Annotated in this window: 19 protein-coding genes and 2 pseudogenes; 10 read left to right on the forward strand and 11 right to left on the reverse strand. The window is 58.8% G+C overall.

Annotation, left to right across the window (positions count from 1 at the left end):
* Positions 1 to 183: 183 nt before the first annotated feature.
* Together ABTV22_RS20230 and ABTV22_RS20235 are read right to left on the reverse strand one after the other, a co-directional pair.
* Positions 184 to 918 (reverse strand): thioesterase II family protein, encoded by a 735-nt coding sequence (locus ABTV22_RS20230; RefSeq protein WP_433736262.1) that lies wholly within the window; start codon positions 916 to 918, stop codon positions 184 to 186.
* Positions 919 to 1,091: 173 nt separating this feature from the next.
* Positions 1,092 to 2,264: an MFS transporter gene (locus ABTV22_RS20235; RefSeq protein WP_433736263.1), complete on the reverse strand. Its 1,173-nt coding sequence runs from the start codon at positions 2,262 to 2,264 to the stop codon at positions 1,092 to 1,094.
* A 291-nt stretch (positions 2,265 to 2,555) separates the two neighbouring features.
* On the opposite strand from ABTV22_RS20235, the gene idi reads away from it, so the two are divergent.
* The 4 genes from idi to ABTV22_RS20255 all read left to right on the forward strand — a co-directional run bounded on the left by idi (position 2,556) and on the right by ABTV22_RS20255 (position 6,831).
* Positions 2,556 to 3,101, forward strand: coding sequence for an isopentenyl-diphosphate Delta-isomerase (idi, locus tag ABTV22_RS20240; RefSeq protein WP_433736264.1), 546 nt, complete (start codon positions 2,556 to 2,558; stop codon positions 3,099 to 3,101).
* Between the two features lie 32 nt (positions 3,102 to 3,133).
* Positions 3,134 to 4,153, forward strand: coding sequence for a terpene synthase family protein (locus ABTV22_RS20245; protein WP_433736265.1), 1,020 nt, complete (start codon positions 3,134 to 3,136; stop codon positions 4,151 to 4,153).
* A gap of 114 nt (positions 4,154 to 4,267) precedes the next feature.
* Complete coding sequence (locus ABTV22_RS20250; protein WP_433736266.1) at positions 4,268 to 6,094, forward strand: glycoside hydrolase family 15 protein; 1,827 nt, start codon at positions 4,268 to 4,270, stop codon at positions 6,092 to 6,094.
* Between the two features lie 341 nt (positions 6,095 to 6,435).
* Positions 6,436 to 6,831, forward strand: coding sequence for a hypothetical protein (locus tag ABTV22_RS20255; protein WP_433736267.1), 396 nt, complete (start codon positions 6,436 to 6,438; stop codon positions 6,829 to 6,831).
* 3 nt (positions 6,832 to 6,834) lie between these two features.
* On the opposite strand, the gene ABTV22_RS20260 is transcribed toward ABTV22_RS20255, so the two are convergent.
* Positions 6,835 to 7,806: a GlxA family transcriptional regulator gene (locus ABTV22_RS20260; protein WP_433736268.1), complete on the reverse strand. Its 972-nt coding sequence runs from the start codon at positions 7,804 to 7,806 to the stop codon at positions 6,835 to 6,837.
* Positions 7,807 to 7,895: 89 nt separating this feature from the next.
* Between ABTV22_RS20260 and inhA the strand changes: the two genes are divergently transcribed.
* From inhA to ABTV22_RS20275, 3 genes and pseudogenes are all read left to right on the forward strand, one after another.
* A complete protein-coding gene (gene inhA, locus ABTV22_RS20265) occupies positions 7,896 to 8,576 on the forward strand; it encodes an isonitrile hydratase (protein ID WP_433736269.1) in 681 nt (226 codons plus the stop codon).
* Positions 8,577 to 8,680: 104 nt separating this feature from the next.
* Positions 8,681 to 8,829: pseudogene (locus ABTV22_RS20270) on the forward strand (DJ-1/PfpI family protein); the annotation flags it as partial.
* 92 nt (positions 8,830 to 8,921) lie between these two features.
* Positions 8,922 to 9,082 (forward strand): annotated as a pseudogene (locus tag ABTV22_RS20275) (DJ-1/PfpI family protein); the annotation flags it as partial.
* A gap of 347 nt (positions 9,083 to 9,429) precedes the next feature.
* Here the strand turns inward: ABTV22_RS20275 and ABTV22_RS20280 are convergent.
* The gene (locus tag ABTV22_RS20280) at positions 9,430 to 9,918 is read right to left on the reverse strand and encodes an SRPBCC family protein (protein WP_433736270.1); all 489 of its coding nucleotides are present in this window, start codon (positions 9,916 to 9,918) and stop codon (positions 9,430 to 9,432) included.
* A gap of 158 nt (positions 9,919 to 10,076) precedes the next feature.
* Here ABTV22_RS20280 and ABTV22_RS20285 point away from each other — a divergent pair, with 158 nt between their 5' ends.
* Positions 10,077 to 10,478, forward strand: coding sequence for a lysozyme inhibitor LprI family protein (locus tag ABTV22_RS20285; RefSeq protein WP_433736271.1), 402 nt, complete (start codon positions 10,077 to 10,079; stop codon positions 10,476 to 10,478).
* Between the two features lie 214 nt (positions 10,479 to 10,692).
* Here the strand turns inward: ABTV22_RS20285 and peaD are convergent, their stop codons facing one another.
* The 5 genes from peaD to ABTV22_RS20310 all read right to left on the reverse strand — a co-directional run bounded on the left by peaD (position 10,693) and on the right by ABTV22_RS20310 (position 15,514).
* Entirely contained in the window at positions 10,693 to 11,811 is a 1,119-nt protein-coding gene (gene peaD / locus ABTV22_RS20290; protein WP_433736272.1) for a quinohemoprotein amine dehydrogenase subunit beta, read from the reverse strand.
* Positions 11,812 to 11,849: 38 nt separating this feature from the next.
* The gene (gene qhpC / locus ABTV22_RS20295) at positions 11,850 to 12,173 is read right to left on the reverse strand and encodes a quinohemoprotein amine dehydrogenase subunit gamma (RefSeq protein ID WP_008016081.1); all 324 of its coding nucleotides are present in this window, start codon (positions 12,171 to 12,173) and stop codon (positions 11,850 to 11,852) included.
* Between the two features lies 1 nt (position 12,174).
* On the reverse strand, positions 12,175 to 13,605 hold the full coding sequence (gene peaB / locus ABTV22_RS20300) for a quinohemoprotein amine dehydrogenase maturation protein (protein ID WP_433736273.1): 1,431 nt from the start codon (positions 13,603 to 13,605) through the stop codon (positions 12,175 to 12,177).
* A gap of 83 nt (positions 13,606 to 13,688) precedes the next feature.
* The gene (peaA, locus tag ABTV22_RS20305; protein ID WP_433736274.1) at positions 13,689 to 15,269 is read right to left on the reverse strand and encodes a quinohemoprotein amine dehydrogenase subunit alpha; all 1,581 of its coding nucleotides are present in this window, start codon (positions 15,267 to 15,269) and stop codon (positions 13,689 to 13,691) included.
* Entirely contained in the window at positions 15,269 to 15,514 is a 246-nt protein-coding gene (locus ABTV22_RS20310) for a hypothetical protein (protein ID WP_433736275.1), read from the reverse strand. Before ABTV22_RS20310 ends, peaA begins: the two co-directional genes overlap by 1 nt.
* A gap of 99 nt (positions 15,515 to 15,613) precedes the next feature.
* Here ABTV22_RS20310 and ABTV22_RS20315 point away from each other — a divergent pair, with 99 nt between their 5' ends.
* The gene (locus ABTV22_RS20315) at positions 15,614 to 15,970 is read left to right on the forward strand and encodes a hypothetical protein (RefSeq protein ID WP_433736276.1); all 357 of its coding nucleotides are present in this window, start codon (positions 15,614 to 15,616) and stop codon (positions 15,968 to 15,970) included.
* 228 nt (positions 15,971 to 16,198) lie between these two features.
* On the opposite strand, the gene ABTV22_RS20320 is transcribed toward ABTV22_RS20315, so the two are convergent.
* Positions 16,199 to 16,453, reverse strand: coding sequence for a DUF1652 domain-containing protein (locus ABTV22_RS20320; RefSeq protein ID WP_433736277.1), 255 nt, complete (start codon positions 16,451 to 16,453; stop codon positions 16,199 to 16,201).
* A gap of 275 nt (positions 16,454 to 16,728) precedes the next feature.
* Here ABTV22_RS20320 and ABTV22_RS20325 point away from each other — a divergent pair, with 275 nt between their 5' ends.
* Complete coding sequence (locus ABTV22_RS20325) at positions 16,729 to 18,219, forward strand: aldehyde dehydrogenase family protein (protein WP_433736278.1); 1,491 nt, start codon at positions 16,729 to 16,731, stop codon at positions 18,217 to 18,219.
* Between the two features lie 188 nt (positions 18,220 to 18,407).
* Here ABTV22_RS20325 and ABTV22_RS20330 read toward each other — a convergent pair whose 3' ends face one another.
* Positions 18,408 to 19,625: an MFS transporter gene (locus ABTV22_RS20330; protein WP_433736279.1), complete on the reverse strand. Its 1,218-nt coding sequence runs from the start codon at positions 19,623 to 19,625 to the stop codon at positions 18,408 to 18,410.
* Positions 19,626 to 19,776: the final 151 nt, after the last annotated feature.

The following is a 19,776-nucleotide window of genomic DNA, read 5'->3' on the forward strand; positions in this document are numbered from 1 at the left end:
AAAGGCACGTCGTCCCTGTAGAACGAATGCAGACCGGAAAAATTAATGAATGGGAATACTTATCAGGCGGGAATTCCCCTGTAGGAGCAAAGCTTGCTCGCGATAGCGGTATACCTGTCGACATCGATGTTGAATGTCAGTCAGTCATCGCGAGCAAGCTTTGCTCCTACAGGGGTTGCGGCGTCAGGCGCTGGCAGCCATCGCATGTCGGCGATGATGCACTTCCAACTGATTCTTGATCACCTTGAGCACCTTGGCCTCATGCTCATGGATGAAGAAGTGCCCGCCGCCGAACATGTCCACGGAGAAGCTGCCACGGGTTTCCTTGCGCCAGCCGATCAGTTGTTCGGTGGTGGCGCGGTCGGTCTTGCCGCCGAGCACGTGCACCGGGCAGTTGAGCAACGGGCGCTGCATAGGCTCGAAGCGGCCGCACAACTGGAAGTCGGCGCGCAGGATCGGCAGGGTCAGGCTCATCAGCTCCTGATTGGCCAGCACTTCTTCACGGGTGCCGTTGAGCGTGCGCAGTTGCTCGATCAGCTCCGCATCTGTTTTGGGCTCGGCGAAACCGCGGTCATAATCCTCGCGCATCGTTGGTGCTGCGGTGCCGGAGGCAAACAAGGCCACTGGTTCCGGACAGCCGAGCGAGCGAAACGCATGGGCCATTTCACAGGCCAGCAACGCGCCGAGGCTGTGACCGAACAGGGCATACGGCGCCTTGAGCGTGGTTTTCTGCTCCTGCGCCAATTGCAGCGCCAGCCGTCGCATGTCGGTGTGCAACGGCTCGCCGAACCGTGCGCCCCGCCCTGGCAACTCCACCGGCTGGACTTTCAGCCACTGCGGCAGCTTGTTGCGCCAGCGGCTGTAAACCATGGCGCTCGCGCCTGAATAAGGCAGGCACAACAATGTCAGCTGGGTCACCGGGCTTTCCTCGAAGTTTGTCTGTATGGGAGAACGGATGGACCCTGCGCAAAATTAGTCGTCTGAGATGACGCCTTCGCGGGCAAGCCTCGCTCCTACGGGTCATGCGTTGATCCTCCGTAGGAGCGAGGCTTGCCCGCGAAGGAGGCGCCACGAATGTCACAGGAAAACGACTATCTAAGGTGACGATAGCTTTGTATCGCTGACCCCAATACGACAGCCCCCGCCGCGATCGCCACCCAAAACCCGCTGCGCGCCCCGAATGCATCCACCATCCACCCGGAACTGGCCGCGCCGATCGCCACGCCAACGCTCAACCCGGTGACCAGCCAGGTCAGCCCTTCGGTGAGCTTGGCCGGCGGTACGATCTGCTCCACCAACGCCATGGCGACAATCAGGGTCGGGGCGAAAAACAGTCCGGCGACAAACACCGCCAGCGACAAGCCGAGAATGTTCACCGCCAGTAGCAACGGCAAGGTGGTCACTGCCGTCGCCACCCCACCGTAGAGAAACAGGCGCGGCAGCGGCACTTTCGAGCGCAGCGCGCCAAAGGCCAACCCGGCCATACAAGAGCCGATGGCGTACACCGACAGCACGATGCTCGCCGCCGCCGGTTGCCCCTGCTGCTGGGCGAAGGCCACGCTGACCACGTCGACCACACCGACGATGGTGCCCATGGCGACCATCAACAGCATCAGCAATTGGATGTCCACCGAACGGATGATCGAACCGACGTGATGTGCCTCATGGGGATGCACCGCAGGCTCGGTGCTGCGTTGCAGGACGAACGCAGTGACGCCGATGGCCAGCATCAACAATGCCGCCAGCGGCCCGGCCTCGGGGAACGCCACCACGCACAGGCCGACTGACAATGGCGGCCCGACGATGAAGCAGACCTCGTCCAACACAGATTCCAGCGCATACGCCGTTTGTAATTGCGGCTGGCCGCGATACAACTCGGTCCAGCGCGCCCGCACCATCGCCGACATGCTCGGCATGCAGCCGGCGATGGCGGCGAACACGAACAGTGTCCAGTGCGGTGTCTGCAATCGGGTGCAGAGCAACACCATCAGCAACGCCCCGCCACCGATCAGCGCCGACACGGGCAAGATCCGGCGCTGACCAAAACGGTCCACCAGCCGCGACACCTGTGGCGCACAAAATGCGGTGGCCAGGGCAAAAGTCGCCGCCACTGCGCCCGCCAGGCCGTAGCCACCCTTGACCTGCGAGAGCATGGTGATCAGGCCGATGCCGGTCATGGAAATCGGCATGCGTGCGATCATTCCGGCCAGGACGAAGGCGCGGCTGCCGGGGGCGTTGAACAGTTCGCGGTAGGGGTTTGCCATGGGGTTGGCCTCAACAAAAGGTCTGCAAGTTGCCATAGGGATAGATCGAGGGGGAAGCAGCAAATTGTTGGCTGAATGTGAAGGCTTTACTGGCAACTCAGCTATTGGGTTATACAAATTCCATAAATCCGTAGAAGCAAAAAACAACTCCATTCAACATCCAAACAATCTAAGTAAACACTTGAAAGCTTTTTCCCCCACAACTAGTTTCTTGTTCGTCACCCTGCCCTATTTTCACTACGCAGTCGGTCAGTAGTAACGCCAGTAGCGAAGACACAACGGAGTCCAGCTATGGAAGAGTTACTCATCCTGGTCGATACCCACGATCGAAAACGCGGTTACGCGCCCAAGTTGCTGGTTCATCAACAAGGTTTGCTGCATCGGGCATTCTCGATTTTCATATTTGACAAAGATGGCCGCCTCCTGCTGCAACAACGTGCTTTGGGCAAGTACCACTCCCAAGGGTTATGGACCAATACCTGTTGCGGTCATCCCCGGCCAGGCGAACGAACGATGGCGGCGGCCAAACGTCGTTTGCAGGAAGAGATGGGCATATCCTGCCCCCTGCGCAAAGTTGCCACACTGCTCTACCGAGAACAGGTGTCAAACCAGCTCATCGAACATGAATACGACCACGTCTTTGCAGGCCTGTGTCATACCGATCCCGTCGCCAATCCCGAAGAGGCCCACAGTTGGCAGTGGTTGGCGCTTTCACAAATTACCGCGCGCATTGCCGCTGCCCCCGACACGTTCAGCATCTGGTTTCGGCGGATTTTTGAAACCAGAAGCCCCGCCGATTTGAAAGCCTGGAATGAGATGGCACAGACGCGCCATTGAATCCGGGCGACCATGGAAAATGGAGAATTCCCATGACTGATCAACCAACGCTGGGGACAGATGCCCACAAACTGACGATTGCACCTTTTGTGGTGCGCCCGCTGCGCTGTCCATCTGCGCTACGAATCGATGATGCACTCGGCGAGGAGGTCAATGATCGGCTGATGTCCTGGGTCGAAAGCATTGGAATTTTTGCCAGCAAACTGGAAAAAATTCGTGATTCGAATTTCGGTCGCTACGCGATGCTGTGTCATACCGATACAGACGATCCTGATCGACTCTTGCTACAGGGGCAGTGTCTCGCGGCATTGTTCGCGGTCGATGATCATTTTTGCGATGACCGCTCACTCGGCTGCAGCCCCGCCACCGTTGCGCCTCGCCTTTCGTTTGCGATTGCCGCGATGGATCCGGTCTATCTGCCGCGAACATTCGACACCGAATTGGAGCGCCAACTCGACAGTGACCCGGTTTTGATAGGGCTGCGTGCTTACATGAAACGCGTCGAACAGTTTTGCACGCCCTCACAAGTCGCCCGGGTTCGCCAGATAAGCATTGCCATGTTTGTGACCATGGCCGCCGAGGGTGCCTGGCGCATCTATGGCACCCGACCGACTATTGCGGAATACCTGGCCAGCCGTCAGGTCAACAGCTTCTGGCCGTGCCTGGTATTGATCGATCCTGTGGGTGGATACGAGGTACCGGCCGATCTGTATTCGCGACCTGACGTGCATCGCATCACTGCACTGGCGTCCCTCGCGACTACGCTGGTCAATGACCTTTATTCCGCCTACAAGGAGCACGTCAACGAAGTAGGAGAGTTCAAACTGCCTTATCTGCTTGCCGCCAAGCACAACTGCACCCTGCAACAGGCGATTGATCGCATCGCCGATATTCACGACGATGTGATGCGTGATTACGAAGCCGCCGAGCAACATCTGTTGATCGAAGCCTCTCCTCTGCTCCGACGCTACCTCACGGGCTTGACGGCATGGATTGCCGGGAATCTGGAATGGCACAAACACAGTGCGCGGTACCAGGTTGATCCGATGTAACGCAATCAGGAGATTTCTTCGAAGCGGCTGGCAAACCCGACGCTCAGACAAATGAACTCCAGACTGCCAGACCAGTCCTCTGTTCAGGGTCTCAGCTGCGGAGTTTTGCCGAAAATGCCCGACCACCACCCCGAACGCCAAAGCCCCATCGACGCCCACGGCATCATCGGCGACTTGCGCAGCGCCGCCTTGGTCAATGACAAGGGCAGCGTGGATTTTTTCTGCTGGCCGGAGTTCGACAGCCCGTCGATTTTCTGTTCGCTGCTGGACACGCCCGAGGCCGGCATTTTCCAGCTGTCCCCGGACCTTCCCGACGCGCGCCGCGAGCAAATCTACCTGCCCGATACCAACGTGTTGCAAACCCGCTGGCTCAGCGACCGTGCCGTGGTGGAAATCACCGACCTGCTGCCCATTGGCGACACCGAGGATGATTTGCCGCTGTTGATGCGCCGGGTGCGGGTGGTCAGTGGCAAGGCGAGTTTTCATCTGCGTTGCGCCGTGCGCCACGACTATGCTCGCGCCGATACCCGTGCCCGCCTGGATAAAAAGGACGTGATCTTTGAAGCCAGCGACCAGCCGCCTCTGCGCTTGTCATCGGACCAGTCCTTAAGCCTCGACGGTGGCACCGCTGTTGCTCTGTTCACCCTCGAACAGGACCAGACCGCCGAATTCCTGCTCGGCGCCATCGACGACCCACGCTTCAAGAACGGTGCTGCGGATCTGTGCCTTGAACGCACCCTGAAGTTCTGGCGTGACTGGATCGGCCAATCCAACTATCGCGGTCGCTGGCGGGAGATGGTCAATCGCTCGGCGCTGGCGATGAAGCTTTTGACCTCGCGCAAACACGGTGCGATCCTCGCCGCCGCCACCTTCGGCCTGCCGGAAACCGTCGGCGGCTCACGCAACTGGGACTATCGCTACACCTGGATCCGCGACGCCTCGTTCACCGTCTACGCCTTCATGCGCCTGGGCTTCACCGAAGAGGCCAACGCCTACATGCGCTGGCTGCGCGGGCGGGTCAGCGACTGTCATGGTCAATCGATGAAACTCAACATCCTCTATGGCATCGACGGCCGCCAGGAGCTGCCAGAAATCGAACTCGCGCATTTGTCCGGTCACGGCGGCGCGAAGCCGGTGCGCATCGGCAACCTGGCGTATGCACAGGTGCAGCTCGACATCTTCGGCGAGCTGATGGACGCGGTGTACCTGGTCAATAAGTACGGCGAAGCCATTTCCCATGAAGGTTGGAAGCACACGGTGGAAGTGGTCGATCAGGTCTGCGACACCTGGCAGCAGGAAGACGTCGGTATCTGGGAAATGCGCGGTGAACAACATCATTTCCTGCACTCGCGTCTGATGTGTTGGGTGGCGCTGGACCGGGCGATACGCCTGGCCTCCAAACGCTCCCTGCCTGCCCCGTTTGCCCGTTGGGACCAGACTCGCCAGGCGATTTATGCCGACATCTGGGACAACTTCTGGAACGAAGAGCGCGGCCATTTCGTCCAGCACATCGGCGGCACCGGTCTCGACGGTTCGATGCTGCTAATGCCGCTGGTGCGTTTCGTCAGCGCTAAAGACCCACGCTGGCTCGCGACCCTGGACGCCATCGAAAAAAGCCTGGTGCGTGACGGCATGGTTTACCGCTACTGCAACGAGCACACTCATATCGACGGTTTGCCCGGCACTGAAGGCGCGTTCGCTGCCTGCTCCTTTTGGTACGTCGAATGTTTGGCCCGCGCCGGGCGGGTGGAAAAGGCCCATCTGGAGTTCGAGCAGTTGCTGCGCTATGCCAATCCGTTGGGGCTGTACGCGGAGGAGTTCGACAGTCATGGACGGCATATGGGGAATACGCCGCAAGCGTTGACGCATCTGGCGTTGATCAGTGCGGCGTGTTTTCTGGATCGGAAGTTGAGTGGGGAGAAGGGGTTTTGGCAGCCTTGAGCAGGATCTGTCCGGAAACCACCCATCGCATTTGGCGAACGGGCTTTTGTGGCGAGGGGATTTATCCCCGTTGGGTTGCGAAGCAGCCCCAACTTCAAAACATGCGGTCAGTCAGGTATTGCACGACTTAATGCTTTTACGTCTGCTGCGCAGCCGAACGGGGATAAATCCCCTCGCCACAAAAGCTCGCTAGCCAGAGACTGCACGCAAGTCAAAGTCCTACATTTTTTAAACAAATCACCCAGAAATACCTTGTTGCCAGCTGTTACATCCCCACCTAACATCCCGCTTCAACGGGCACGGCGGAGCTGTGCAACAACACCCGAATTCAAGGAACCGGAATGACCCAACGCATCCACCGCAGTATCGACCTCCCCCTTCGCACCGGCTTGAACCGCGACGACCTGTGGGAGGCCCACGACAAGGGCCTGATCAAATGCTGGGAGATCGGCCGCCAGCGCGCCGCTCGCTTCCCCGACCTGGCCCGCCAATGTCAGGCCGGTGAATTGCCGGTGCTCGGTTGGAAAGGTGGCGTCAGCCGCAGCCTGAAAAAACTCGAAAAGTACGGTTCCCTCAAGTACCTCGCCCAGTGGCAAGGCTTGCGCGGGGAGGATCTGGACGTGGATTTGAGTGAAGAACGGGCGCTGACGTGTTCACGCACAGGGATGGTGGTGACGTTCACGCCGGATCGGGCGAAGTATTTCAATCAGGTGGCGGAAGTGGAGTCGGTTGAATAGCGCTCACGGAATGACCGGTTCCACGGAAAACCTTTCACGATAAGCCTGCGGCGTCACTCCCATGGCCCGCAGAAAACTACGACGCAACGTTTCCTCGCTACCGAACCCGCATTGCACAGCGACTCGCTTGATCGGCACGCCGGTGTCGCTGAGCAGGCGCCGTGCGGTTTCGACGCGAATCAGCTCAATGGCACGGGCCGGGGTTTGACCGGTGTCGGCGCGGTAATGGCGTACGAAACTGCGTTCGCTCATGCCGGCTTGCAGGGCCAGGGTGGGGATGCCGAGGTCCTTGGTGAGGTTTTCGCTGATCCAGGCGTGAAGTTCGTCGAAACGATTGCCTTCGTGCTGCAAGGACAGGGTCACGCTGAATTGTGATTGGCCGCCGGGGCGCTTGAGGAACACCACCAGTTGCCGGGCGACTTCCAGGGCCATGCTTCGGCCGAGGTCCGCTTCGACCATCGCCAGTGCCAGGTCGATGCCGGCGGTGACCCCGGCCGAGGTCCACACCGGGCCGTCGTTGATGAAGATGGGGTTGGGTTCGACCTGCAATTGCGGGTGCTGCTGCGCCAATTGCTCGCAGCGGGTCCAGTGGGTCACCACGCGCCGGCCATCGAGCCAGCCGCTGGCCGCCAGCAGGAACGCGCCGGTGCACACCGAGGCCACTCGTCGGCAGTGCAAGCCATGTTCGCGCACCCAGTTCACCAGCGGCTGATCCTGCGCTGCCGCGTAGACGCCCCAGCCTCCGGCGATGATCAGGGTGTCGCTGCCCTGCTCCGGCAAGGGCTCGGCCAACATCGCCAAGCCTGCGGAGGACATCACCGCCCCGCCGCCGCTGGCAATCACCGATGGTGCGTAGGGCGCGGGCAAGCCTTGCTGGCGAGCGATGTCGTTGGCCGAGGCGAACACCTGCAAGGGCCCGGTGACATCGAGTAATTGCACGTTGGTGAATGCCAGCACATGAATGGTCTTGGTCATTTTGGCGTAATTCGTGGGATGATTGGCGTATACGCCAAATCCTGAGCGCCTAAAGTGAACTTGTCCATTCACTTCAGGAGAAAAACGCCATGACCTTGCAGATCGGTTTTCTGTTGTTTCCACAGGTGCAGCAACTCGACCTGACCGGCCCTTACGATGTATTGGCGTCGTTGCCGGATGTGAAGGTGCATCTGGTCTGGAAGGATCTGTTGCCCGTCACCGCCAGCACCGGCCTGGTGCTGAAGCCGACCACCACTTTTGATGATTGCCCGAAGCTGGATGTGATTTGCGTGCCCGGCGGCAGCGGGGTCGGGCCGTTGATGGAGGATGACGAAACTCTGGCGTTTCTCAGAGTTCAGGCCGCGACGGCGCGTTATGTCACGTCGGTGTGCACCGGTGCGCTGGTGCTGGGCGCGGCAGGTTTGCTCAAGGGTAAACGGGCGACGACTCACTGGGCCTATCACGAACTGCTGACGCCTTTGGGGGCGATTGCGGTGAAGGATCGGGTGGTGCGCGACGGCAATCTGCTGACCGGGGGTGGTATTACGGCGGGTATCGATTTTGCACTGAGCCTGGCCGCCGAGCTGTTCGACCGGGATACCGCCGAGTTGGTGCAATTGCAGCTCGAATACGCGCCGGCTCCGCCGTTTCAAGCGGGCAGTCCGGAAACAGCGCCAGCCCGGGTGCTGCAGCAGGCCCGTGAGCGGGCTGCGGGTTCGTTGAAATTGCGGGCGCAAATCACCGAGCGGGCGGCCGCGAAAATCGGTTGACAATAAAAACCTGTAGAAACCGGCTTGCTGGCGATAGCGGTGTCTCAGTCGACGCCAAAGTTGAATGTACGACCGTATCGCCAGCAAGCCGGCTCCTACAGGTAGGTGGTATCACGGCGGGTATCGACTTTGCCCTGAGCCTGGCCGCCGAGCTGGTGCAATTACAGTTCGAATACGCGCCAGCCCGGGTGCTGCGGGTTCGTTGAAATTGCGGGCGCAAATCACCGAGCGGGCGGCCGCGAAACTCGGTTGACAATAAAAACCTGTAGGAGCCGGCTTGCTGGCGATAGCGGTGTCACAGTCGACGCCAATGTTGAATGTACGACCGTATCGCCAGCAAGCCGGCTCCTACAGGTAGGTGGTCTCACGGCGGGTATCGACTTTGCCCTGAGCCTGGCCGCCGAGCTGGTGCAATTGCAGCTCGAATACGCGCCAGCCCGGGTGCTGCGGGTTCGTTGAAATTGCGGGCGCAAATCACCGAGCGGGCGGCCGCGAAACTCGGTTGACAATAAAAACCTGTAGGAGCCGGCTTGCTGGCGATATGGTCGCACATTCAACATCGGCGTCGACTGGTACATCGCTATCGCCAGCAAGCCGGCTCCTACGGGATTCAAGGCTCCTGCTTTTGAGGCGCCCATAAAAAAACCCGCCGAAGCGGGTTCTTCCAAGACCATTACGACTCCCTGTCGTCAGCAATCCCTGCAAATGGCCGATCATCCATGATCCTGAGCACTCCCTGTGCGTCAGTGGATGGGGCCAGAATACGCATGGGATCCAATTTGTAACAGAAGATATAGCTGTATCGCGTGTAAGACATTCGCCATAGCCGCCCTTCCGAAAACCCTTAGATCCGTCATTCATTCTCACGCTCGCGGGCCTTGGCGCTTTCGGCCAGAAAGTGCTCCAGCCTGCCCAGCTGCTCTTCCCAGCCACGGCTGTCCATGTAGTAGGCCTCTTTCTGGCGTATGTCGGGAATGTGCGCGAAACCTGACTCGGACACCTTGAGCAGCGTGCCACCCGTTGTATCTTCCAGTTCGAACTTAACCAGGGTGGTGGGCTCCTGGGAGTAGTCGATCTTCGGATTCACCGCATAGGGGTGCCAACGGAAGGAAAACAGCTGCTGCGGCTCGACCCGCTCCACCAGCACGTTCCACAACACATGTTCGAAACCTGGGTACGTGACCTGCCCTTGGGTCCACTCGCCGGCAATGAACCGCCTGTCTTCAAGCGCCACACCGAACCATTGACCGAACGCTTCTGCGTCGACCAGGGCACGCCAGACATGGGAGCGCGGCGATTTGAGTATTATTTTGCGCTCAAAACTATTGGGTACTGGTTTCATAGGTCACCTCCTGTACTGAACAACAGTAGGCCTGTAAGACCACATGTCCAGTGCAAAAGTTGTATGAATGGGGTATCAACGGTCGTAATCGCGATCTTTGTAACGCCACTCGCTTGGCTACACTGCTTCCAACTTTCCTTTCACAGCGAGTTTCTTCCATGTATTCACGCATTCTCCTGGCGCTGACGCCATTGTTGTTCCCCGCCCTGGCGCAGGCCGTGGACTGCACCAACGCCACCGATCAGGCCACGATGAACCAGTGTGCGGCGCAGCAGCATGCCGCAGCGGACAAGGAGTTGAATGTGCTGTACCAGCAGATCACTTCGCGGCTCAAGGGCAATCCGGATGGCAAGAAATCGCTGGTCAATGCCCAGCGGGCGTGGCTTGCGTTTCGCGATGCAGAGTGCGAGTTCTCGGCGTCCGGGGTGGGCGGTGGAAGTGTTTATCCGCTGATCTATGGCAATTGCGTGACGGAGTTGACCCAGTCGCGGGTCGAGACGTTCAAGACGTATTTGAAGTGTCAGGAGGGGGATTTGGGGTGTCCGGTGCCGGGGGTTTGAATCTTCGGTGTTTTTGAGGGCCTCTTCGCGGGCAAGCCTCGCTCCTACGGATAAAGCGCAATCCCTGTAGGAGCGAGGCTTACCCGCGAAGGGGTCGGTACATCCGATGCATCTTCAGTGTTTGGAATTCAGTCTTCGCGGGCAAGCCTCGCTCCTACGGGTAACGCGTAATCCCTGTAGGAGCGAGGCTTGCCCGCGAAGGCGTCGCCGCAAACTACCGCACAAACACCTGCGCCGTGGTAATCGCCATGTCCCCGCCCGGCATTTTGATTTTGCCAATCGGCTTCAGGCTGTCGGCATCGAAGACCGCCACGTCGTTGAAGGTCCCGGCCAGGTAGATCTTGCTGCCGTCCTTGTTGAAGGAAATGCAGTAGTAGGAGTGATCAAGCGTCGCCGCCTGCAGCAGTTTCTTCTCCTTGACGTCGTACTTGGCCAGGCGGTTGAGCACGCCGTACATCAGGTTCGGGTCTTTGGGCGAGCGCATGCCGCTGAAGTAGATTTCCGTCAGGGGGCCGAAGTCGGTGGTTTCGGTCTTGCCGGTCTTCAGATCGACGCTGAACTGGCCGTACAGGTAATCGGCGGTGGCCGGGTCCTGTTTCTTGTCCTTGAACTTCGCGGTGGTGTAGAGCAACGAGAAGTCATGGCGATAGGTCTGCTGGTTCCACACGTAGAGCACGTCCGGCGCAGCATAGTTCTCGCGTTTCCAGTGGCGGCTGGGGATCAGTACGTCGAACTTGCCGGTCTGCACGTTGACCTTGTAGATGTCCGCCCCCGCCACATACAACGTGCCGTCGTCACCGCTCTGCATGATGGTCAGCTGGCGCGGCGCCGGGAAGCTGCGCACCGGCTTGGCGTCCATGCCGGCGTCGGTCTTGTACACGTCGAGGCGCGGCTGCTGCACTTCATAGTGATCGTTCATCATCAGTGTCGGGTTGGCGATGGTGAACAATTCCTTGCCGTCATGGCTGAGGGTGAAGGCGAACATCGAGCGCGCTTTCTCCCCCGGCTTCTGGGTGATGCTGGCGTGGAATACCTGTTTGCAATTGTCCAGTTCGACGCCGTAGACGTCCGCGTAGTGATTGTTCAGCACGTAGGCGGTCTTGCGATCCGGCGACAGCTGCACGGTGCCGGGGCCGAAAGCGTCGGGCATCTTGCAGGTCTTGAACACGCTGTCGGTGGCCAGGTCGATCACGTTCAGGTTGTTCGGGTAGTTGGTGGTCAACATGTACTCGTGACCGTCTTGCAACGCGGTGTTTTCATCGGCCAGAACCGAGAGCGAACAGGTGCTCAGAACCGCGAACGCGGCCAAGCCGCAGGCTTTCAAATTTTGCATGCTGGAATCCTTCTTATGTACCGCTTTTTCTACGGGCATCACTTGTCTTTGGGGAAGACAGTGCCGAGGTTTCGCCAGTTGTCGTTGGACGCCTGCGCATCCTTGTTCCAGTCCGGGTAGGTGCTCATCATGTCCGGCACCTGGGCCGGCCACCAGCAAGGGTCGGAGCAACCATACAGGTCGGCTTCCATCGGCTGGCACAGCGACGACACACCACCGAACGCATCGATTTCCCAACCCGGGTCGGTGGTCGACGCACAGCCCGCCACGGAGCTCATGGCCACCACTTCTTCAATGCGGTTCTCGTCCGCGGCCTGATCCAGCTTCAACGCTTTGTTATTGATTGCCTTGAGATGTTTCATATCAGTGAGCCTTGCGCGGAGTGATGTAGCTGCTGATGAACGCAGGGTTATTGGCCATGATCCGGGTGTAGACCTCGATGCCGAAGTCGACCCAGTCACGCATCAGTTCGCAGTAGTGATAGGTCGGGTGCGTCGGGTCGCCGTAGCGGGCATAGCTCTCGTGGTAGCAGCCGCCGGAACACAGGTTGCGGATCTGGCAGTCATTGCAGCCGGTGTTGGTGCGGTCCAGACGCTCGGACAGGAAGTCGTTCAACTCCATCTGTTTCACGCCGCTGTGCACGTTGCCGAAGGTCGGCATCGACGAGCCAGTGAAGCGGTGGCACAGGTTCAGCTCGCCCTTGTGATCCACCGCCAGCATCTTCAGGCCCGCGCCGCATGGCAGGGCTTTTTTGTGGCCTTCATGAATGTCGGTGATCAACTGGTGCAGGTTGGAGAAGCCGATGTTGCGGTGCTCCAGCGCCGCTTCCAGGTAACGCCGGCCGAGGGCCTTCATGTTGGCGAACACCTGCACCAGTTCTTCGCTGGTGAGGTTGAAGCTGCTGATGTCGCCGGAGGTCACCGGGGCAAAACCGACTTCGGCAAAACCCAATTCGTTGAACAGGTGATCCCAGATGGTTTCGACGTCGGTGACGCCGGTGGTCAGGGTCACCCGCGCGCCCACCGGACGGCTGTTGTAGCGCGACAGCAGCATCTCGGCCTTGCGTCGTACTACGTCGTAAGTGCCCTGCCCGCCCACGGTAATACGGTTACGGTCGTGCACGGTTTTCGGACCGTCGATGCTCACCGATAAGCCGAAGCGGTGGGCGTTGAGGTAGTCCACGGTTTCTTCGGTGAGCAGCGTGGCATTGGTGGTCATCACGAACTCGACGAACTTGCCGGCCTCGCTGAAGCGCTTCTCACAGTAATCGACCATGTACTCGATCAGCTTGCGATTGCTCAGCGGTTCGCCGCCGAAGAACACCACGGTGAAACGTTCTTCGTCCGGAGATTCCTTGAGCAGCATTTCCACCGAGGCGATGGCGGTTTCGACGTCCATCTTCTTGCCGGCCGATGGCTTGTCCAGGTCTTCCTTGTAGCAGTAGGTGCAGCTCAGGTTGCAACCGGTGTTGACGTTGAGCACCACGGTGTTGATGGCGGTGCGCTCGACGCGCTTGGTGGCGATGTCCGGGGTCAGTGGCGAGCCGTCGCTGACCAGCTCCAGGGCCATCAACTCGCGCAGGGTCTCGGTGATTTCCTCGCCGTTGAAACGCCCGTCCAGGCGCTGGATCAGGTCGTCCGAAGAGCAGCCTGGGCCACGCAAGGTGTCGATAATGGTGCCCGTCAGTTCATCACTGGCGAACAGCGAACTGCTGGGGATGTGGAACAGCATGCGGTCGGCGTCGACCTGCACTTCGTGCAGGTTGCGTTCGACCAGATTCAAGATAGCGCCCATGGCAAACCTCCTGTGCAGGCCCCCCTTGGCGGGGCTTGCGGTCATTCCAAAAAGTGTCTGGATCCGTTAAGCGATCAAGCAACTTATGGAATGGGTGGGTTGTTCCAGCGTTGCACGGTCACGATCATGTGGCCTTCGCCGGTCAGGGATTTCCCTGCGTCGTCGACGGCGGCGATCACCTTGAGGTTGCCGGCATTGTTGGTGGACATCTTGCGCGCTGGGTTCGGCCCGGCATCGCCCGGCGTGAACACGCCCGCGTCGGCCTGCATGGTGCCGGCGAACTTGACGTCTTCGTCCTCCTTGGCGCGGTCGTCGAAGGCCTCGACCTTCCACTGCGCCGGGAACACACCAATGCGATACGGCTTGCCATCGGCGCCCTTGCCCCAGGCTTCGGCATCGAAACGACCCTGGACTTTCGGCGTCGAACCGCCGCCCTCGCCGATCCGCGCCACGGAGAACTCAGGCACCACCTTGACCGCATCGATTTTGCTGTAGACCGAGAGCTGCGGGCCTTTGAGCGTACCGACAGTCACTGCATGCAGGCCCGGCTGGGCATTGGCGGCCGCCTTGATTTTGACTTTGATCTGCTCCGGGCTCTGGGAGACGACTTCGACCACTTCCAGGCCTTTGCCGAAGTTTGGCTTGCCGGTCAGGCCGGTGCCAATCAAAGTCACTTCGGTTTCGCTGCCGGCCTTCACATAGCCCGGCTGCACCGCCAGCAAGCGCTGGGAACCCTGCTTGGCGGCGACGAAGTCCAGGCCACGCTCATCGTGCTCGGCCTCGAACATCCGGCCCTGCATGGCGTTGCCCTGCGCGGCGAACACCTGGCGCAGGGTCACGCCATCAATGGTCACGTTGCCGCGCCATTCGTAGCCGGTATAGAGGATCGCGCTGCCGTCGCCGTTGAACGGCGTACCGTCGGCGTATTGACCCTTGACGCTGACCTTGAAGGTGTCTTTGCCGTCGGCGGTTACGCTCATCACACCGGCCAGTTCAGCCTTGCCCGGCATGTGACCGCTGAAGCTCCAGTCACCCACCAGCGCCTCGCTTTTCGGCGCGGTGCCCAGCCATTTTTTCCAGGCTGGGTTGTCCAGCGGATAACGCTTGGCCAGCAGCGGCACCATCTCTTTGCGAGCGATATCGAACCAGTCGCGGTCGCGGGCCAGGGCCTGGTATTCCAGCGACGGCCATTGGCCGAGGTGGAAATTCACCAGACGTTCCCATTCCTGGGCCGGACGGCGTTGCAGGGCGACCCGCGCACCGGAGTGGCAGCGTCCGCACATCTGGCTGGTCTGGTCGTCGAATTTTTCCACAGTGTTGAGCCGGCGTTCCATGGCGTAGCGCACGCCGTCGGTTTCGCTCGGTGCCAGGCCTTGGGTGTCGGCCAGGTACTTGACCAGTGTCCGCCGGTCTTCATCGCTGATTTGCAAACCGTGCATGGTCTGCATGCGCGCAATGCTCATCAGCCAGCCTTCCGGCGTTTTGCGCTGGTGGCTGATGCGACTGAGGGCGTTATTGGCTTCGGGGGTGTGACAGCCCTGACAGGTTTCCTTGAGGATGGTCTGGGCGTCGCGGGCTGCCAGGCTGTAAGGCGAATGCAGCGCCACACAAGCGGCCACGGCCAACAGACTGGCACTCAGGCCTGATCGGAGTTTTCTCTTCATCAACGTCGAACCTCGCACGGTGCTTTCTTATTTTTGTTGCTGATCGTTTTTTTGGTTTCTGCCGTCAGCTTTGATCCGCTGACGGAGGCAAGAGAAACGTCTGCGATGAGCAATACATAGAACGTGCCAGCTTGCCGAAAATCTTTCCAATCAATAGCTTGCGTTTGATTGCCTGCACAAAGCCATGCCTGGACGCAGTTGTCGGCGTCTAATATCGCGACATCTGTTGCAGTCTGAGACAGCATAGATGCCCCTGCCGAAACAGCTCATCGGTCAGCCATTGACGGGGCATACAGGCGAGCGCGAAATGGTTGTTCACCGATTGCCAAGCAGGGGATAAAACAATGGCAAGCATCACTGTCCTGGCGGGGGACTTTCTGCAGGGTGACGGGGATTACCGAGATGGCGTATTTACCCTCAGAACCTCACTTCATCCATGGCCCGGTATCAAGCTTTCGCTGTCCAAATTCAAACACCTGGAAGTGGCCAACGAGGAATCGATCAACAACATCAAAGAAGCGATTGGCTTCGGCGTCGCCGGCGCCATGTTGCTCGGACCGCTCGGTGCATTCGCCGGGTTCATGCTGGCGGGCAAGGAAACCGAAGTGACCTTTCTTCTGACACTAAAGGATGATCGAAGACTGCTGGTTGCGGCCGATAGCAGCACGTTCGATGAAATATCGCGAAAAATGGCTGCTTGAGAGGAAATACTGTTCACTTAAGAACAATCACTGTAACTGTGGCGAGGGCGCTTGCTCCCGCTGGACTGCGTAGCAGTCCCATCTTTTGGGGTCGCTTCGCGCCCCAACGCGAGCAAGCTCGCTCGCCACAGGTAATTGCTTGCGCGATCTATCTCTTAAATGAACAGCGTTACGCTTGAAGACGGGCGATCCAGGCCGCACCACCGCCGTGGTGCGGCGCAAACGGGCTCAATGGTATTGGGGGGGCGGAGCGCCTTTGTGCGACTCGATCTGCTGGCGCATTTCCGCCACCAAGGTCGCGATCCCGTGGACGGTGTCCAGTTTCCACAGCGGGACGTGGGTGGCCACCAGATCCACCTCGCCGGTCAGGCAATCGCAGACCCGGATCGTCAGGGACTGATCCGGCGCCAGGCTGCAGGTGCACACCGACGGCAGGAAACAGCGCTCTATGATGCTTTGAATTTCCAGGGGTGAAAGGTTCATCGCTACCTCCCTCACGCCAGTGGGTTACCGGGAAAAAGGTCCGTCATTTCACCCATCGAACGAGAAAATTCTAGTCCTCGCCGAGGGGCGCCTCAAGATGACGGTCGGGCTGTTCGTCGTCTCATCGTGTGTCGCGATTTGCGACAACCTTGGACCGTGCCGGCCCTCCCCGGCTTCGGCAAAAGCCCCGCGCGACAAGGGCTGATCGGTCCTCGCCAACACTTGGCACAGCCATTGCGAAAGCCCTGTTCACACGAACAACAAGAGGCCCCGCCATGTCGCTCCCTAACCTGCTTCCCGCCACGTCGGCGTTTATCCAGCGTGCCCCGCGCATGCTCATCGGTGGTGACTGGGTCGAGGCCGCCGACGGCCAGACCATGAACCTGCACAACCCGGCCACCGGCGAGGTGCTGTGCGTCGTGCCACGGGCCACGCCTGAGGATGTCGACCGCGCCGTGCTGGCCGCCCGCCAGGCGTTCGATGACTCGGCCTGGACACGCACCCGCCCCCGTGAGCGGCAGAACCTGCTGTGGAAACTCGCCGACCTGATGCAGCGCGACGCCGAACTGCTGGCGCAACTGGAATGCCTGAACAACGGCAAGAGCGCCGCTGTGGCGCAAGTGATGGACGTGCAGTTGTCCATCGACTTCCTGCGTTATATGGCAGGCTGGGCGACCAAGATTGAAGGCTCCACGGTCGATGTCTCGGCACCGTTGATGCCCAATGACCAGTTCCACAGCTTTATCCGTCGCGAAGCAGTGGGTGTGGTCGGCGCCATCGTCGCCTGGAACTTCCCGCTGCTACTGGCCTGCTGGAAGCTCGGCCCGGCGTTGGCTACCGGCTGCACCGTGGTACTCAAGCCTGCCGACGAAACCCCGCTGACAGCGCTCAAACTCGCTGAACTGGTACTGGAAGCGGGTTATCCCGAAGGTGTGTTCAACGTGGTCACCGGTACCGGCATCACCGCCGGCTCCGCCCTGACCCACAACCCACTGGTGGACAAGCTGACCTTCACCGGCTCCACCGCCGTGGGCAAGCAGATCGGCAAAATCGCCATGGACTCGATGACCCGGGTCACCCTGGAATTGGGCGGTAAATCGCCGACCATCGTCATGGCCGACGCCGACCTGCAAAGCGCCGCCGCCGGTGCCGCCAGTGCGATCTTCTTCAACCAGGGACAGGTCTGCTGCGCAGGCTCACGCCTGTATGTGCAGCGCAAGCATTTCGACAACGTGGTGGCAGACATCAGCGACATCGCCAACGCGATGAAACTCGGCAACGGCCTGGACCCGAGCGTGGAGATGGGCCCGTTGATTTCCGCCCGGCAGCAGGAGCGCGTCTACGGCTACATCGAGAAGGGCCGGGAAAGCGGCGCGACCATCGCCTGCGGTGGCGAACAATTTGGGCCGGGCTTCTTCGTCAAGCCGACGGTCATTGTCGATGTCGATCAGAAGCATTCACTGGTGCAGGAAGAAATCTTCGGCCCGGTGCTGGTGGCGATTCCGTTCGATGACGAAGCCGAGGCGCTGCGCCTGGCCAACGACAGCCCGTATGGTTTGGGCGCGAGCATCTGGTCCAACGACTTGGCGGCGGTGCACCGGATGATTCCGCGGATCAAGTCGGGGTCGGTGTGGGTCAACTGCCACAGCGCGCTGGACCCGGCCCTGCCGTTTGGCGGGTACAAGATGTCGGGGGTTGGACGGGAGATGGGGTATGCGGCGATTGAGCATTACACGGAGCTTAAGTCGGTGTTGATCAAGCTTTGATTTGCGGCGTCCTTTAGGCCGCCATCGCGGGCAAGCCTTGCTCCTACAGGGTTTTTGGTGATGCTGAAATTTTCGACATCACACAAATCACTGTGGGAGCAACTGTCTTCACCCAGCCATTTGTTACCGCCACTCAGAACCATCTCGCAACATGGCATTCGCTCTGATCAGCAGCACTCTCCAAATAGCTACTCTGAGACCGCCAAGATTTGCTTGCTCCTCTTACGGGTAGTAAATAACAAAATGGCAGATACTATGGCTAATACCCCCCAACCATAAGCAAAAGTTCCGAGACTGTCTCTCGAAAGGCCAATAATTGGAGGCACCAATACTACGGAAACTTGATTAGCTGTCATCGCCATTCCGAGGGCGAAGCCCTTTCGCTCAACAGGAGCGGTTTCAGCAATATAAGCCACCCAAGGGCCATACCACCCATATGCAAAAAATCCGGTCAGAACCATAAGTACACTCACGACAGCCAGATTTTTAGTTTCCAATAGCGGTAGAAGCATTAGGACTACACTGACCGCCCCCAAACAAGTCAACACCGGGTAGTACCTCCCAGCCTTGCAGCGGTCGCTCCACGTTGCAAGTATTATTCTTCCCGCTATACCTGAGCCAAGCACGACAAAGAACATGGTTGTAGCAACTAAACTATCAAGCCCAAGCGAAGTATGGAGATATAAAACCAGAAAGACTGAGATCGCGTACTGTGAAGCAGTGAGGCTGGCACCCGACAACATGACATTTCTCATTGAGGGTTCTTTTGCCATCGCTAGCCGTGATGAAATCGCCAGCTTTAAGTTTGCGGGTTGCTTTTTTAGGATGTTATGAGTTCGTGGAGAACGATATAACAACATAAAAATAACCGCACCGAACAACGCTACTACCCCACCTGCCAAGAAAGCGGCCTGAACCGAAAATCGAATGGCAATATACGGAAGAATCAGTGTCGCTAAGGCACCACCAAGTGGTAATCCAGCCTGCCGAATCCCCATGGCAAACCCTAACTTATCACCTGCAAACCAATTAGATACTGATTTGCTTCCCCCTGGCTGGGCTGTACTATACCCAAGACCTAAGATTGTAAGAAATATCAGTAACTGAATGTAGGAATCAGCTAGAGCTGCTGCGCACAATGCAACCCCAACAATCACAGTCCCCACCCCCACAACAAACCGCTCACTGTATCTGTCCAGCAATTCACCAGCAACCAAAAGCCCAACAAGTGGTATCAACTGTGCTGCTGAAACCAATACACCTATCTGCCAGTTACTGAGAGACATTTCAGCTTGAACATTTAGCGCAATAGACCCAAACCCCTGAACAAAGAAGCAAGCACACGCCTGAGCAAATGTGGCAACAGCTAAAATCACCCAGCGATATTGTTTGGAAAAAATTCTCATACATATAACCCCACTATAAACATAACAATAACACCCTACCGCCTTACCACAAAAAGTTTACGCACACCAACTCACCCAGCGCATCTACCAGCAATAAAAACAATTAATCAACTGACAAAAACATTTGACCAGAAGGAGCTTTCCACAAATA

Origin of the sequence: Pseudomonas putida (assembly GCF_050990305.1) — a bacterium.
Lineage (GTDB): Bacteria > Pseudomonadota > Gammaproteobacteria > Pseudomonadales > Pseudomonadaceae > Aquipseudomonas > Aquipseudomonas putida_AH.

Bases quoted from the DNA above. Each gene is read 5' to 3' on its own strand.
- qhpC (WP_008016081.1), bottom strand. From the start codon at position 12,173: ATGAAACATCTCAAGGCAATCAATAACAAAGCGTTGAAGCTGGATCAG.
- peaA (WP_433736274.1), bottom strand. From the start codon at position 15,269: ATGAAGAGAAAACTCCGATCAGGCCTGAGTGCCAGTCTGTTGGCCGTG.
- ABTV22_RS20320 (WP_433736277.1), bottom strand. From the start codon at position 16,453: ATGAACCTTTCACCCCTGGAAATTCAAAGCATCATAGAGCGCTGTTTC.
- ABTV22_RS20250 (WP_433736266.1), top strand. From the start codon at position 4,268: ATGCCCGACCACCACCCCGAACGCCAAAGCCCCATCGACGCCCACGGC.
- ABTV22_RS20310 (WP_433736275.1), bottom strand. From the start codon at position 15,514: ATGCTGTCTCAGACTGCAACAGATGTCGCGATATTAGACGCCGACAAC.
- ABTV22_RS20315 (WP_433736276.1), top strand. From the start codon at position 15,614: ATGGCAAGCATCACTGTCCTGGCGGGGGACTTTCTGCAGGGTGACGGG.
- inhA (WP_433736269.1), top strand. From the start codon at position 7,896: ATGACCTTGCAGATCGGTTTTCTGTTGTTTCCACAGGTGCAGCAACTC.
- ABTV22_RS20245 (WP_433736265.1), top strand. From the start codon at position 3,134: ATGACTGATCAACCAACGCTGGGGACAGATGCCCACAAACTGACGATT.
- ABTV22_RS20325 (WP_433736278.1), top strand. From the start codon at position 16,729: ATGTCGCTCCCTAACCTGCTTCCCGCCACGTCGGCGTTTATCCAGCGT.
- ABTV22_RS20255 (WP_433736267.1), top strand. From the start codon at position 6,436: ATGACCCAACGCATCCACCGCAGTATCGACCTCCCCCTTCGCACCGGC.
- peaB (WP_433736273.1), bottom strand. From the start codon at position 13,605: ATGGGCGCTATCTTGAATCTGGTCGAACGCAACCTGCACGAAGTGCAG.
- peaD (WP_433736272.1), bottom strand. From the start codon at position 11,811: ATGCAAAATTTGAAAGCCTGCGGCTTGGCCGCGTTCGCGGTTCTGAGC.
- idi (WP_433736264.1), top strand. From the start codon at position 2,556: ATGGAAGAGTTACTCATCCTGGTCGATACCCACGATCGAAAACGCGGT.
- ABTV22_RS20260 (WP_433736268.1), bottom strand. From the start codon at position 7,806: ATGACCAAGACCATTCATGTGCTGGCATTCACCAACGTGCAATTACTC.
- ABTV22_RS20235 (WP_433736263.1), bottom strand. From the start codon at position 2,264: ATGGCAAACCCCTACCGCGAACTGTTCAACGCCCCCGGCAGCCGCGCC.
- ABTV22_RS20330 (WP_433736279.1), bottom strand. From the start codon at position 19,625: ATGAGAATTTTTTCCAAACAATATCGCTGGGTGATTTTAGCTGTTGCC.
- ABTV22_RS20280 (WP_433736270.1), bottom strand. From the start codon at position 9,918: ATGAAACCAGTACCCAATAGTTTTGAGCGCAAAATAATACTCAAATCG.
- ABTV22_RS20285 (WP_433736271.1), top strand. From the start codon at position 10,077: ATGTATTCACGCATTCTCCTGGCGCTGACGCCATTGTTGTTCCCCGCC.